We start from the raw sequence: 13728 nt of genomic DNA, 5'->3' as shown, positions 1-13728 counted from the left end.
ATGAGCGACAAGAAGACCGTGCCGGGCAGTTCCGACCCGCGCCCGGGCCGCAGCCCGGGCTACCCCGAGCCGCAGCCCAAGGACCGCGAGGATGCGCATCGGCCGAAGCGGCCCAAGCCCGATCCCGACGAGGGCGGACTGGACCGCGAGCCGGAGACCGGGCCGGACCCGGACTGAAGCCGGTTTTCAATCCCGCCGATGGCAAAGACGAGGCCCGCGCATGCGGGCCTCGTCGTTTTCGCGGATCGGGGGAACGGCCGCGGCGGCGCGGGGCCCCAGGCTGGGCACGCGCCTTTGTGCGGCGACGACAGACTCGTTCGCCCGCAGCAAGTGGCCAAGCGCATGACCGGCCGAACGCCGTTGCCGGTCGTTCAGGAAAACCGCTTCGCACCGAAGAACGCGCGGCCCGCACGAGGCCTCGAAAATGAGCGCCGATCCCTGCACGAATCCAGACGTTGCCCACGTACTCGGCGCGTCCGGTGGGCCCGCCCTCAGTCCGCTCATCCACCCAAAGTCGCAAACGAGAACCGCTTGCATCGCCACCCGGGCGCGGCGCATTTTTGTGATACGGCGCCGTCTTCAGCTTCAACCCCGTGGGCGGTTCCGGGCCGTTGTCAGTGCTGCACGACACACTCAAGGAGGATGCCCATGGTCCGCACGCTCCCGTCCCACCACGCCCACGAATCCCTGGACGGCACCCGCATCGCCGCCAACGCCGGGGCCATCGCCTTCAACGCCGCGATGCTGATGCTGATGCTGGCGCCGTTGAGCGCGCCGCAACTGATCCAGAAGTCGCTAGATCCGGTGACCGATGTGATCCTGCTGCCCCGGGAGAAGAAGCCGGTCGTGATCGAACACAAACCGCCGCCGGTGATCCGCCAAGTGGAGACCAAGCCGCAACCGCGCACCCCGCCCGTCGTCCAGCAGCAAGCGCCGCCCCAGGAGATCGTGGTCGACCAGCCCGCGCTGCCGATGGATTTCCAGGGCGTCGAGCAGGTCGCGATCGCGACCCCGCCGAGCACCAACGTCGGCCGCGGAATCATCGAAGGCGCGACCCTGCAGGTGCTGCGCAACCCGGCGCCGACCTATCCGGTCGACGCGATCCGCAATAACCTCACCGGCACGGTCGAGCTGGAGATCCTGGTCGGCATCGACGGCAAGCCGCTGGACGTCAGCATCGTGCGCAGCAGCGGCCACCGCTCGCTCGACCAGGCCGCGCGCAAGGTCGTGCTGCAGCGCTGGACGTTCCAGCCGGCGATGGAGAACGGCCAAGCCGTGCAGGCGCGCGGCCGGGTGCCGATCCAGTTCAAGCTCGACCAGTAAGTAAACCGCAGCCCGCCCGTCGCCACGGCGCAAGCCGCCGCCGAGTCCGCTGCACGTAAGGCCCTCGCCCGAGGGCCTTGCGCTTTTTGCAGGAGGCTTCCAGGCCCGATGCCTTCGGCTTGTGTGGGAGGGCCTTCAGGCCCGGTGCCTTCGGCTTTTGTGGGAGGGCCTTCAGGCCCGATGCCTTTCGCTCAGGTCGCGGCAACCCGGGACAAAAACATCGGGCCTGAAGGCCCTCCCACAAAAGCCGAAGGCCTTCCCGAAAAAACGCACAGCCGCGGCGACAACTCAGGCGCGGTGATAGGGGTGATTGGCCAGCAACGCCGCCGCCCGGTACAGCTGCTCGGCCGCGACCAACCGCACCAGCATGTGCGGCAAGGTCAGCGGCCCCAGCGACCACTGCTCGTCGGCGCGCGCCAGCACGTCCGGCGCATGCCCCTCGGGCCCGCCGATCAGGAACGCCAGATCGCGTCCCTGCCCGCGCCAATGCTCCAGGCGTTGCGCCAGTTGCTCGGACGTCCACAACCGCCCGCGCCCTTCCAGCGCCACCACGCAGGCGTTCTTCGGCAACGCCGCCAGCACCCGCGCACCCTCGTCGGCGGTCGCGCGCAGCGCGTCGCGGCCCTTGCCGCGCAGGCCCGGCTCGATCTCCACCAACTCCAGCGGCAGCCAATGCGACAAGCGCTTCTGGTATTCGCCGAAGCCCTCGGCGACCCAGCGCGGCGCGCGTTCGCCGACGGCGATCAGTTTGCTTTTCATGCGCGCATGGTAGCGCGGGGGCAGTAGAGACGATGCGCGAGCGCGCCCTTCGCGGTGGTTGAGTGATGCGATGCGCAGACGCAGCCTTCGCGGTGGCTGGGTTGTCGCGGTCGCGGCTTGCGCCGCTCCTACAGGGAGCGTGCCGCTGCAACGTCGCGATTGCAGAAGCAGCACCCGCGACCGCCAAACCACCGCGTCCATCGCTCGCAGCACCCGCCCCTCATCCCGCAGAAACGAAAAGGCCCGGCGATCGCCGGGCCTTTCGTTTACGCAGCGCGGGCGAATCCGCGCCTCAGCGCAGGTTGTCCTCGACCACCTTGATCTGCATGCGCTTGCGCAGCGACGAGGTCAGTTCGGTAACTTCGTCCTGCGCCGCCGCTTGCGCGGTCTGGCTGCGCAGCATGTCCAGCTCGGACGGCTTGAGCGTGGTCTTGTCGCCCGGCACGATCTTGCCGATGGCGAACACGACGTAGCGCCCGTCGGGCAGCTTGGCCTTGCCGGCCGCGATCTTGCCCTGCGCCGCCGGCTGCACGGCGAAGATCGCCTCGGTCATCTCCGGCGGCAGCATCGGCATGCCGCGGATCACGCCCGGCAGTTCCTGCGGCGGCGGCAGCTGCTTGGAACTGGCGATGGCGGCCAGCGCCTCGCCGCCGACGATGCGCGCGATCAGCGCGTCGGCGTCCTTTTCCGCGGCCTTGGTCACGCGGTCGGCGCGGACCGCGGCGATCACCTTGTCGCGTACCTGCGCCAGCGGCTGAGCGCGCTCGGGCGTGTGCGAGACGACGCGGATCAGCACGCTGTGGTCCTGGCCGATGTCGATCGGATCGCTGACGGTGTTGTCCTGCATGCGCTGATCGGAGAACGCGGCGCGCACCACCGCCGGGTTCTGCGCGATGCCGGTGTTGGCCGCGGCGTTGCGGGTCACCACGGCGAGCTTCTGCACCGGCAGGCCGACCGCCTTGGCCGGGCCTTCCAGCGTGGTCGGGTTCTTGTAGACCTGATCGACCAGCTTGGCCGAGAACTCGTTGAACGCGCGCTCGCGCGCGGCCTCGGTCTCCTCGCGCAGCAGGGTCTCGCGCACCGCCTCGAACGGCTGCTGCGAGCCGCTCTTGATCTCGCGCACCTGGATGATGTGCCAACCGCCCTCGGCCTTGACCGGGTCGCCGACCTGGCCGGCCTGGAGCTTGAACGCGGCGTCGTTGAACGCGCCCGGGATCGCGCCGTTGCCCATCCAGCCCAGGTCGCCGCCGGCGGCCTTGGAGCCGAGGTCGTCGCTGTTGGCGCGCGCCAGCGCGGCGAAGTCGGCGCCGGGCGCCTTGGCCTGCGCGGCGAGCTGCTTGGCCTTGTCCTCGGCGGCCTTCTGCGCGGCCGCGTCGGCGCCGGCCGGCACGTTGATCTGGATGTGCGAGACCAGGCGCTGCTCGGCGGCCTGGAACTTGTTCTTCTCGTTCTCGTAGCGCTTGAGCAGGTCGGCCTCGGACGGCGCCGGCGGCGGCGGCATGTTGGCGGCGTTGAGCTCGACGTACTCGATGCTCACGCTCTCGGGCAGGCGGAAATCCTTGCCGTGGCCGTCGTACCACTTCTGGATGTCGGCCGCGGCGACCTCGGCGGTATCGGCCGGCTGCGGCGGCAGCTCGATCAGGCTGATGTCGCGCTTCTCGCCGAGCAGCTTGATCAGGCGGTCGGTCTCGCTGGAGGTGGCGAAGCTGCTGCCGGCCAGGGCGGCGGGCAGCATCGAAGTCTGCAGGCTGTCGCGCACGTACTGCTCGAACTGGGTCGGCGTGCGCGGCGGGTTGCCCATCTGCAGGCCGAGGATGTAGCGCTCCTGGTTGAACTTGCCGCTGCCGTCCTGGAAGTCCGGGATGCCCTGGATCGACTTGACCACCAGCGCGTCGCTGACGATCACGCCGTCGACTTCGGCGGCGAGCTTGCGCACGCGCTCGTCGATCAGGCTGTCGAGCACTTCGCGCTTGTTCTCGAGCTTCTCGAACTCGCGCGCGTCGAAGTTGGCGCCCTGCTGCTGGCGGGTCTGGTCGCGGGCGCGGTTGAAGCGCTCGTCGAAATCGGCGCGCGTGATCGACTCCTTGCGCCACAGCATCGACGCCGGCCACCACGACGGCGCCGAACGCCACCACGTCGGCGCGATCTCGATGCGCGCGACCGCGTTGTCGGTACGCTGCACCATGTACTGCTCGATGCCGACGAAGGCGAAGGGAATGATCAGCAGGCCGAGGATCACGGTGGCGATCCAGCCCGAGGTCTTGTCGCGGAGTGTCTGCAGCATGTCCGGGTCGGGTTAAGTCGTAAGCCGGACAGTTTAGCGCGGTTCCGCGGCCTGGGCGGCGTGGGACGACGGTCGTCGCATTCGGCCGCATTTGGCCGCGGTCGGCCCGTCCCGGCCGGCCGGCGCACGCGGCCCGGGCCGGCGCCGAGGCCCGCGGGCGATCCCGCGGCCGGGCGCCGGTTGCGAACGCGCGTGCGCATCGCCCGTGCGCGGTAATGCGGATACGGGAATCCGCGCGCGCGATCGGCCACGGAAATCGGCCGCGGAAAAAAGAAAAGGCACCGTTTCCGGTGCCTTTTCGCTACAACTGGCGGAGTGGACGGGACTCGAACCCGCGACCTCCGGCGTGACAGGCCAGCATTCTAACCGACTGAACTACCACTCCGCGCTTTGAAACTCCGGCCTTCGATCCGTGCCGCAGCGCGACAAAATCGAGGACCCTCACTTATATAAAAAACGAAGGCGCCGTTTCCGGCGCCTTCGACAAAACTGGCGGAGTGGACGGGACTCGAACCCGCGACCTCCGGCGTGACAGGCCAGCATTCTAACCGACTGAACTACCACTCCGCACTTTGAAACGTTGCCGCTGAAACTTTACAACCAAAATCGGTTTCCGAAAACCCGTTTCGCTCGTCGATGCCGCTTTCGCGAAGCAACCGCCACGGCAGAAAGACCAGCGACTCTGGTGGGTGCTGAGGGTTTCGAACCCCCGACCCTCTCCGTGTAAAGGAGACGCTCTACCGCTGAGCTAAGCACCCGGATGACCTGGGCTGACTGCTTTGGGTTTCGTCGACAGTGCGCTGCACCGCCGCCGAGTTGATTAGTTTACGGCATCCTTCAGCGCTTTGCCAGCCTTGAAGGAGGGATTCTTCGAAGCCGGGATCTTGATGGTCTCGCCGGTCTTCGGGTTGCGGCCCTGGCGGGCGGCGCGCTTGCGCACCTGGAAGGTGCCGAAGCCTACGAGCGTGACAGTGTCGCCCTTCTTCAGCGCCTTGGTGACGACGTCGATCAGCGCATCGACGGCGGCGGTAGCGTCGGTCTTCGACAGCTCGGCGGTTTCGGCGACGGCGCCTACGAGTTCGGCCTTGTTCATTATTTTCTTGACTCCCTGTGCGGTTGCGACCGCGAGTTCTGAGAATCGGAGCGACGCCGCAGGAGGCGCGCTCCGATCAAGTGTGCCGCGCAGAAGTTGTGCTTGTGGATTGGGGCTGCGCGGTTGCGGTCGTTATACCAGCGGCCTATAGGGGGCGCAAGCTTGAAAGCCAGCAGTGGCGCGGCTTTCAGCGTTTTTTCGCGCCCGCTTCCGGGGCCCTCCGACCGACGGCCCGAGTCAGTGCTTGACGTCGGGCTGCGGGCCGCTCTTGCCGCTTTCGCGCACCGCGATGTCGCCTTCGCCCTCGCCCGACGCGGCGGCCGGAGCCGGCGCGATCGGGCGCTCGAGCGCGATGTCGAGCACCTCGTCGATCCAGCGCGCCGGGATGATCTTCAGGCCCTGGGTCACGCTCTTGGGCAGGTCGGCGAGATCCTTGCGGTTCTCCTCGGGAATGATCACGGTGCGGATGCCGCCGCGCAGCGCCGCCAGCAGCTTTTCCTTCAAGCCGCCGATCGGCAGCACGCGGCCGCGCAGGGTGATCTCGCCGGTCATCGCCACGTCGGCCTTGACCGGGTTCTTGGTCAGCATCGACACCAGCGCGGTGGCCATGCCGATGCCGGCGCTGGGGCCGTCCTTCGGCGTGGCGCCCTCGGGCACGTGCACGTGCACGTCGTGCTTCTGCAGGAACTCGACGTCGATGCCCAGGCGCTCGGCGCGCGCGCGCACCACCGACAAGGCCGCCGACACCGACTCCTTCATCACGTCGCCGAGCTGGCCGGTCAGGATCAACTGGCCCTTGCCCGGCACCAGCGTCGCCTCGACCTGCAGCAGGTCGCCGCCGACCTCGGTCCAGGCCAGGCCGGTGACCAGGCCGATCTCGTTCTGCTCCTCGGCGCGGCCGAAATCGAAGCGGCGCACGCCCAGGTACTTCTCCAGGTTCTTGGAGCCGACGTTGACCGCGCCGTCCTTGCCCTTCTTCGCCGGCTTCGGGCCGGCGAGCGCGATTTCCTTGACCACCTTGCGGCAGATCTTGGAGATCTCGCGCTCCAGGTTGCGCACGCCCGATTCGCGCGTGTAGTAGCGGATGATGTCGCGCACCGCGCTTTCGGCGATCTTGATCTCTTCGGGCTTGAGGCCGTTGTTCTTGATCTGCTTGGGCAGCAGGTAGCGCATCGCGATGTTGAGCTTCTCTTCCTCGGTGTAACCCGGGATGCGGATCACTTCCATGCGGTCCAGCAGCGGACCGGGAATGTTGAGCGAGTTGGAGGTCGCGACGAACATCACTTCGCTGAGGTCGAGATCGACTTCCAGGTAGTGGTCGTTGAACGCGTTGTTCTGCTCGGGATCGAGCACTTCCAGCAGCGCCGAGGACGGATCGCCGCGGAAGTCCATCGACATCTTGTCGATCTCGTCGAGCACGAACAGCGGATTCTTGCTGCCGACCTTGTTGAGGTTCTGCACGATCCGGCCCGGCATCGAACCGACATAGGTGCGGCGATGGCCGCGGATTTCGGCCTCGTCGCGCACGCCGCCGAGCGACATGCGCACGAACTTGCGGTTGGTGGCCTTGGCGATCGACTGGCCGAGCGAGGTCTTGCCGACGCCCGGCGGGCCGACCAGGCACAGGATCGCGCCCTTCATGTTCTTCACCCGCGACTGCACCGCGAGGTATTCCAGGATGCGTTCCTTGACCTTTTCCAGGCCGAAGTGGTCGGCGTCGAGCACGTCCTGCGCGGCCTTGAGGTCCTTGCGGATCTTGCTGCGCTTCTTCCACGGCACGCCCAGCAGCCAGTCGAGGTAGTTGCGCACCACCGCGGCTTCGGCCGACATCGGCGACATCTGCTTGAGCTTGTTGAGTTCGTTCTTGGCCTTGGTCTCGACCGGCTTGGGCATGCCGGCCTCGGCGATCTTGCGCGCGAGCTCGTCGATGTCGTTGGGCGCATCGTCGATCTCGCCGAGCTCCTTCTGGATCGCCTTCATCTGCTCGTTGAGGTAGTACTCGCGCTGGCTCTTCTCCATCTGCGACTTGACCCGGCCGCGGATGCGCTTTTCCAGCTGCTGCACGTCGATTTCGCCGTCGACCAGCCCGACCAGCTGCTCCAGGCGCGCGCCGACGGCGTGGGTCTCCAGCAGCTTCTGCTTGTCGCCGATGCGCACGCCCAGGTGCGCGGCGACGGTGTCGGCCAGGCGGCCGGGCTCGTCGATGCCGGCGAGCGTCTGCATCAGCTCCGGCGGCAGCTTGCGGTTGGTCTTGACGTACTGTTCGAAGAGGCCCATCAGCGAGCGCGCGATGGCCTCGATCTCGCGCTCTTCGCGATCGATCTGCGGCTCGACCACGACCGCATGGCCGGCCAGCGCGCCGTCGCGCTCGGCCACCTCGTCCACGCGCACGCGCGAGACGCCTTCGACCAGCACCTTGATGGTGCCGTCGGGCAGCTTGAGCAGTTGCAGGACCTGGGCCAGGGTGCCGATCTCGTAGAGATCCTCGGCGCCCGGGTCGTCGGTCTCGGCGGACTTCTGCGCGACCAGCAGGATGCGCTTGTCCGATTCCATCGCCAGGTCGAGGGCGCGGATCGACTTGTCGCGGCCGACGAACAGCGGAATCACCATGTGCGGGAACACGACCACATCGCGCAGCGGCAGCACCGGCAGGGTCATGGATTCGGCGGAAGACTGGGTCATTGGAGCTCTCGACAAGCGTGGGGTGAGGATGCCGCGGCATCCAGGCTCCCGTTATGGGGGTGGCGGCCCGGGAGCGCAAGCAAAGCCCGCCGGGCGGCCCGCAAAATCGACAAAAACCGCTTTGAAATCATCGCCTTGTGATACAAATCCGGGGACGGGACAAAGCGTCCCGCCCGCCCCCATCGTCAGGACGCCAGCGATGCAACGATTGCAGACCGCCATCGACCGATACAACGAGATCCGGACCCGGTTCTGGGACGACGACTACAACACCCTGCTGCCGGTCGGGCCCGCCGCCAGCGACGAGATCGCCCGCCTGCAGGCGCTGGAACCGCGTCCGCTGCCGCAGGACCTGGAGGCCTTCTACCGCCAGTTCGGCGGCCTGCAGAACTGGAACAACACCGAGTCGCATTGCGTGCAGCTGCCCGGCCCGGCGCAACTGGCCGACGGCCTGGAGCACGCCGACGCCTGGCAGCGGATCCGCTCGCTGGGCCTGGCCGACATGATCGTCTACAGCTGGGCCAACGACCGGCCCGAGTTCGAGCCGGGCCGGTCCTTCGAACAGGCCGAACTGGATGCGCTCAACGCGCGCTACCGCTGCTTCGGCTGGTACCGCACCGATACCGTCGCGGAAAGCGCGTGGTACCTGTACGCCGACGAGGACGGCCGCTTCGGCGCGTTGTACTACGACCAAGACGATTTCGGCGGCGTGCGCCGCGAACTGCGCGCGATGCTGGCGGCGAGCCCGGCCCGGCAGACGCTGGAAGAGGCCTTGTGCGAGAGCGTGGAGCGGGCGCGGCGGGCGATGGTCGAGTGGAACGGAGATGGCGACGAGGCCGAGGACGACAGCGCCGCCTGAGGCGCGGGCCTTGAGCGATTGCGGGAGGGGCTTCAGCCCCGACGCTTTTGTGCCGGATCGCCGCGATCGGAATGGAAAGCGTCGGGACTGAAGTCCCTCCCACTAAAGCAGATCGAAACTCACTCGAAGCAACCGCCGAAGCGATTGTGGGAGGGGCTTCAGCCCCGATACTTTTGTGCCACGTCATCGCGACCTTAGCGGAAAGCGTCGGGACTGAAGTCCCTCCCACTAAAGCAGATCGAAACCCACTCGAACAACCGCCGAAGCGATTGTGGGAGGGGCTTCAGCCCCGACGCTTTCGTGCCAGGTCGCTGCGACCTCAGCGGAAAGCGTCGGGACTCAAGCGCTCCTGAGGCAAACACAAAAACCCGCCCCCGAAAACGATCGCCCCCGCACTGGGCGGGGGCGAAGGTCTTACTCGGCCGAGGCCACCTTGGGCTGTTGCTGCGCCGGCGGCGTCTGGTAGATCAGGTACGGCTCGGACTTGTGTTCGATCACCGACTCGTCCACCACCACCTTGCTGACGTTCTCCAGCGACGGCAGTTCGTACATCGTGTCCAGCAGCACCGACTCGACGATGGTGCGCAAGCCGCGCGCGCCGGTCTTGCGCTTGAGCGCCTTCTTGGCGATGGCCGAGAGCGCGTCGGGGCGGAACTCCAGCTCGACGTTCTCCATCTCGAACAGCTTGCGGAACTGCTTGGTGATCGCGTTCTTCGGCTCGGTCAGGATCGAGATCAGCGCCGGCTCGTCGAGTTCCTCGAGCGTGGCGACCACCGGCAGGCGGCCGACGAACTCGGGGATCAGGCCGAACTTGATCAGGTCCTCGGGTTCGACGTCGGCGAGGATCTTGCCGATGTCGATCTTGCGCTCGGCGCTCTTGACCTTGGCGCCGAAGCCGATGCCGCCGGCCTCGGTGCTGCGCTGCTGGATGATCTTGTCCAGGCCGGCGAACGCACCGCCGACCACGAACAGGATGTTGCGCGTGTCGACCTGCAGGAATTCCTGCTGCGGATGCTTGCGCCCGCCCTGCGGCGGCACGCTGGCGATGGTGCCTTCGATCAGCTTGAGCAACGCCTGCTGCACGCCTTCGCCGGACACGTCGCGGGTGATCGACGGGTTGTCGCTCTTGCGCGAGATTTTGTCGATCTCGTCGATGTAGACGATGCCCTGCTGCGCCTTCTCGACGTCGTAGTCGCACTTCTGCAGCAGCTTCTGGATGATGTTCTCCACGTCTTCGCCCACGTAACCGGCTTCGGTCAGCGTGGTGGCGTCGGCGATGGTGAACGGCACGTTGAGCAGCCGCGCCAGCGTCTCGGCGAGCAGGGTCTTGCCCGAACCGGTCGGGCCGACCAGCAGGATGTTCGACTTCGACAGTTCGACGTCGTCGTTCTTCTGCCGGCTCTCGATGCGCTTGTAGTGGTTGTACACGGCGACCGCGAGCGTGCGCTTGGCGCGCTGCTGGCCGATCACGTACTGATCGAGCACCTCGAGGATCTCGCGCGGCTTGGGCAGGTGGCTGCGCGCCGACTGCGCCTTCTCCTCGAGTTCCTCGCGGATGATGTCGTTGCACAGCTCCACGCACTCATCGCAGATGAACACGCTCGGGCCCGCGATCAGCTTGCGGACTTCGTGCTGGCTTTTACCGCAGAACGAGCAATACAGGATCTTGTTGCTGTCGCCCGTGCTGCGTCCTTGTCGTTCGTCGGTCATGCTTGGTTTGGCCCGTTGGTGCTCAGTCTTGTGGTGCGCGTTGGCTTCTTAATATGCCCAAAACGCCTGGGCGGCAAGCGCCGCCGAGGCTTGTTCAGGCGGCTCGGCCCGAGGATAGCACAGCGCCCCGGACCGTCCCTTTCGCCGCATACCGCAGTGCGATCAAGGGTTTGCGCGCTGTGTCGGCCCGCCCGGCGGCGTCCTTACGAGGCCTGGATGGTCTCGTCGGGACGGCGCTCGAGCACCTGGTCGACCAGGCCGTAGTCGCGCGCGGCCTCGGCGCTCTTGAAGTTGTCGCGCTCGGTGTCGCGGGCGATGGTCTCCAGCGACTGGCCGGTGTGCTTGGACAGGATCTCGTTCAGGCGCTGGCGCAGGGTCAGGATTTCGCGCGCGTGGATGTCGATGTCGGTGGCCTGGCCCTGGAAGCCGCCGAGCGGCTGGTGGATCATGACCCGCGAATTCGGCAGCGCCAGGCGCTTGCCCTTGGCGCCGGCGGCGAGCAGCAGCGCGCCCATGCTGGCGGCCTGGCCGATGCAGATCGTGCTCACGTCGGGCTTGATGTACTGCATGGTGTCGTAGATCGCCATGCCGGCGGTGACCACGCCGCCCGGGGAGTTGATGTAGAAGTTGATGTCCTTCTCGGGGTTTTCGGCCTCGAGGAACAGCATCTGGGCCACGATCACGTTGGCGACGTGGTCGTCGACGCCGCCGACCAGGAAGATCACGCGCTCTTTGAGCAGGCGCGAATAGATGTCGTAGGCGCGCTCGCCGCGGCTGGTCTGCTCGACCACCATCGGCACCAGATTCAGGGCTTTGGTTAGGTTATCCATGGATTGAACGGCACCTGTGGCTGACGTAGGGGGGCGCTGGGTTGCTTGCGCGGTTGAGCCCAACTTGGGGCCGGTCGCGGCGCAGCGCAAGAGGCGCGATTGTCAAAAACGCGGCGTGGGCGCCGGCCAGCGGGGTTGCGTGCCGATGCGGCCCGCGCTCCGGGCCGATGCGACTGGCCGGTGCGGCGGAGGCCCGCGCGGGCCGGGTCCGAGGGCGGACCGCGAAACGCGGGCCACGGGCACTGCGGCCTCGTCGCGCAGGGACCTCGCAAAGCAAGCGGCCCGCGGCGAGAGCCGCGGGCCGGTGCGATCGCTCAGTTCGGACGGATCGCGTCGCTGAACGACAGCGGCTGCTCGGTGTGCTGGGCGCGCTCGGCGATCCAGTCGATCACCTGCTCTTCCATCACCCGGTTCTGCAGGCCGGCCATCAGCTGCTGGTCGTTGCGGTACAGGTCGATCACCTGCTGCGGCTCCTCGTAGGTCGAGGCGATCAGGCGCAGGGTCTCGTTGACGCGCTTGGGCTCCAGGCGCAGGTCGTTGCGGCGGGCGATCTCGCCGACCAGCAGGCCGACCAGCACGCGCTTGCGCGCGGCGTCCATGTAGTTCAGGTGGGCGTCGTCCGGCGCGGTGACCTGGCGGCCCTGGCGGCGGGCCTGCTCGACGGTCTGCCAGACCATGTTGCGGGCTTCCTGCTCGACCAGCTTCGGCGGCATTTCCACCGATTCGTAGGCCTTGACCAGCTGCTCGCCGACTTCCTGGCGCAGGCGGTTCATCAGCGCGCCCTTGAGCTCGCGCTCCAGGTTGGTGCGGATGTCGGCGCGGAACTGCTCGGCGTCGCCGCTGCGCACGCCGAAGCTCTTGATGAACTCGGCATCGACCACCGGCATCACCGGCTCGGACACGTGGTTGAGCTTGAGGTGCACGTTGGCGGTCTTGCCGGCGACCTCGGCGGCGCGCCAGTCGGCCGGGAACTCGACTTCGGCGACCTTCTCCTCGCCGGCCTTGACCCCGACCATGGCGTCTTCCAGCGGCTTGAACATCGCGCCCGAGCCGATCTGGGTGCTGCCGTACTCGGCGCCCTCGGCCGGCATGCGCAGGCCGTCGATCTCGGTCCAGGTCTCGACTTCGACCACGTCGCCTTCCTGGGCGCCGCGCTCGACCGACTGCAGGGTGCGGCGCTGCAGGCGCAGGTTCTCGATCATCGCGTCGATGTCGGCGTCGGTGACCTCGGCGGCGTGGCGCACCACTTCCAACTTGGCCACGTCGATGTCGCCGAAGTCCGGCACGACCTCGAAGACGGCCACGTAGGACAGGGTGCCGTCGGTCTCGCCGGCCGGCTCGATGCTCGGGTTGCCGGCGATCTGCAGCTGTTCCTTGCGGATCGCGTCGCCGAAGCTCTCGCGCAGCATGCCATCGAGGATCTCGGCGCGGACCTGGGCGCCGAAGCGCTGCTCGATGACCTTGGTCGGCACCTTGCCCGGACGGAAGCCCTTGATGTTGGCGCCGCGCGCGATCTCGCGCAGGCGGCCGCCGACCTGGCTTTCCAGGTTTTCGGCCGGCAGGCTGAAGGTCAGTCGGCGCTCCAGCGAGCCCAGCGATTCCAGCGAAACTTGCATATCCACTCCTGCGACCGCGGCACCCGCCGCGGCGACGATGTTGTTGATCCGGTCCGGCCGCCGGCCCGGGGGTGACGCTCGCCGGCCGGCGGAACTTGCTAGTTTGGCCGATTACGCGCTGGCCTGCCAGCGTTGCCGGGCGCAAAGGCCGGCGGGTGGCGGGTTTTGGGGTCGCGGGCTGGGTTTTGCGCACGCGTCGCAGAAGGCCATGGGACGGGCCGGGTGCCAGTCGCGGCCGAAAGGGCCGGCGAGCCCCGAACAGGGAGTGCGGTCCGGGCTTGCGACGGTGGGGTTCGGGCCCGAAGGCGGCCGTTGGCAAGCGCATCGAGGGCAGACAGAACGACCGACCGGGCGGTCGGCGCCACGGCCAGGACGCGGATGGCGACAGAAACGCCGGCCGGCTCGGCCGGCCATCGCGGCGGCAGCGGCGGCCGATCTTCCGCGCGCGGCCTTGGTGCGAAAGGCGGGACTCGAACCCGCACGGTGTGAACCGCTGGAACCTAAATCCAGTGCGTCTACCAATTCCGCCACTTTCGCAAGCGCCGGCGCGCGAGGCCGGGCCCGCATTCTAA

11 protein-coding genes, 4 tRNA genes and 2 pseudogenes are annotated in these 13728 nt (G+C 67.6%); 5 read left to right on the top strand and 12 right to left on the bottom strand.

Annotation, left to right across the window (positions count from 1 at the left end):
* The 3 genes and pseudogenes from JHW41_RS08765 to JHW41_RS26675 all read left to right on the top strand — a co-directional run.
* The gene (locus JHW41_RS08765) at positions 1-177 is read left to right on the top strand and encodes a hypothetical protein (RefSeq protein ID WP_250449652.1); all 177 of its coding nucleotides are present in this window, start codon (positions 1-3) and stop codon (positions 175-177) included.
* Between the two features lie 471 nt (positions 178-648).
* Complete coding sequence (locus JHW41_RS08760) at positions 649-1323, top strand: energy transducer TonB (protein ID WP_250449651.1); 675 nt, start codon at positions 649-651, stop codon at positions 1321-1323.
* Positions 1324-1431: 108 nt separating this feature from the next.
* Positions 1432-1533: pseudogene (locus tag JHW41_RS26675) on the top strand (DUF6053 domain-containing protein); the annotation flags it as partial.
* 78 nt (positions 1534-1611) lie between these two features.
* Here the strand turns inward: JHW41_RS26675 and rlmH are convergent.
* The 7 genes from rlmH to lon all read right to left on the bottom strand — a co-directional run bounded on the left by rlmH (position 1612) and on the right by lon (position 8141).
* Positions 1612-2082: a 23S rRNA (pseudouridine(1915)-N(3))-methyltransferase RlmH gene (rlmH, locus tag JHW41_RS08755; RefSeq protein WP_057948276.1), complete on the bottom strand. Its 471-nt coding sequence runs from the start codon at positions 2080-2082 to the stop codon at positions 1612-1614.
* 292 nt (positions 2083-2374) lie between these two features.
* The gene (locus JHW41_RS08750; protein ID WP_078998077.1) at positions 2375-4366 is read right to left on the bottom strand and encodes a peptidyl-prolyl cis-trans isomerase; all 1992 of its coding nucleotides are present in this window, start codon (positions 4364-4366) and stop codon (positions 2375-2377) included.
* A gap of 308 nt (positions 4367-4674) precedes the next feature.
* Positions 4675-4751, bottom strand: a tRNA-Asp gene (locus JHW41_RS08745).
* Positions 4752-4856: 105 nt separating this feature from the next.
* A tRNA-Asp gene (locus JHW41_RS08740) sits at positions 4857-4933 on the bottom strand.
* 116 nt (positions 4934-5049) lie between these two features.
* Positions 5050-5124 (bottom strand) — tRNA-Val (locus JHW41_RS08735).
* A gap of 62 nt (positions 5125-5186) precedes the next feature.
* A complete protein-coding gene (locus tag JHW41_RS08730) occupies positions 5187-5459 on the bottom strand; it encodes an HU family DNA-binding protein (protein WP_057948278.1) in 273 nt (90 codons plus the stop codon).
* A gap of 237 nt (positions 5460-5696) precedes the next feature.
* Positions 5697-8141: an endopeptidase La gene (gene lon / locus JHW41_RS08725; RefSeq protein ID WP_057948279.1), complete on the bottom strand. Its 2445-nt coding sequence runs from the start codon at positions 8139-8141 to the stop codon at positions 5697-5699.
* A gap of 199 nt (positions 8142-8340) precedes the next feature.
* On the opposite strand from lon, the gene JHW41_RS08720 reads away from it, so the two are divergent.
* Positions 8341-9000, top strand: coding sequence for a hypothetical protein (locus JHW41_RS08720; RefSeq protein ID WP_250449650.1), 660 nt, complete (start codon positions 8341-8343; stop codon positions 8998-9000).
* 228 nt (positions 9001-9228) lie between these two features.
* Here JHW41_RS08720 and JHW41_RS26670 read toward each other — a convergent pair.
* Positions 9229-9300 (bottom strand): annotated as a pseudogene (locus JHW41_RS26670) (hypothetical protein); the annotation flags it as partial.
* Here JHW41_RS26670 and JHW41_RS26665 point away from each other — a divergent pair.
* Entirely contained in the window at positions 9272-9466 is a 195-nt protein-coding gene (locus JHW41_RS26665) for a DUF6053 domain-containing protein (RefSeq protein WP_428995481.1), read from the top strand. The pseudogene JHW41_RS26670 and the gene JHW41_RS26665 overlap by 29 nt on opposite strands.
* On the opposite strand, the gene clpX is transcribed toward JHW41_RS26665, so the two are convergent.
* The 4 genes from clpX to JHW41_RS08700 form a co-directional block, all read right to left on the bottom strand.
* The gene (gene clpX / locus JHW41_RS08715) at positions 9415-10710 is read right to left on the bottom strand and encodes an ATP-dependent Clp protease ATP-binding subunit ClpX (RefSeq protein ID WP_057948281.1); all 1296 of its coding nucleotides are present in this window, start codon (positions 10708-10710) and stop codon (positions 9415-9417) included. The two genes, JHW41_RS26665 and clpX, sit on opposite strands and share 52 nt — an antisense overlap.
* Positions 10711-10913: 203 nt before the next feature.
* Positions 10914-11540, bottom strand: coding sequence for an ATP-dependent Clp endopeptidase proteolytic subunit ClpP (gene clpP, locus JHW41_RS08710; RefSeq protein ID WP_057948282.1), 627 nt, complete (start codon positions 11538-11540; stop codon positions 10914-10916).
* A 314-nt stretch (positions 11541-11854) separates the two neighbouring features.
* Positions 11855-13156 carry a trigger factor gene (gene tig, locus JHW41_RS08705; RefSeq protein WP_057948283.1) on the bottom strand — a complete coding sequence of 434 codons (1302 nt, stop codon included), beginning with the start codon at positions 13154-13156 and terminating at the stop codon, positions 11855-11857.
* A gap of 452 nt (positions 13157-13608) precedes the next feature.
* Positions 13609-13693: transfer RNA gene (locus tag JHW41_RS08700), tRNA-Leu, on the bottom strand.
* Positions 13694-13728 lie beyond the last annotated feature (35 nt).

The organism is Lysobacter enzymogenes (assembly GCF_023617245.1).
Lineage (GTDB): Bacteria > Pseudomonadota > Gammaproteobacteria > Xanthomonadales > Xanthomonadaceae > Lysobacter > Lysobacter yananisis.
The sequence above is the reverse complement of the archived record's forward strand: the minus strand, read 5'-3'. Positions and strand labels throughout refer to the sequence as shown.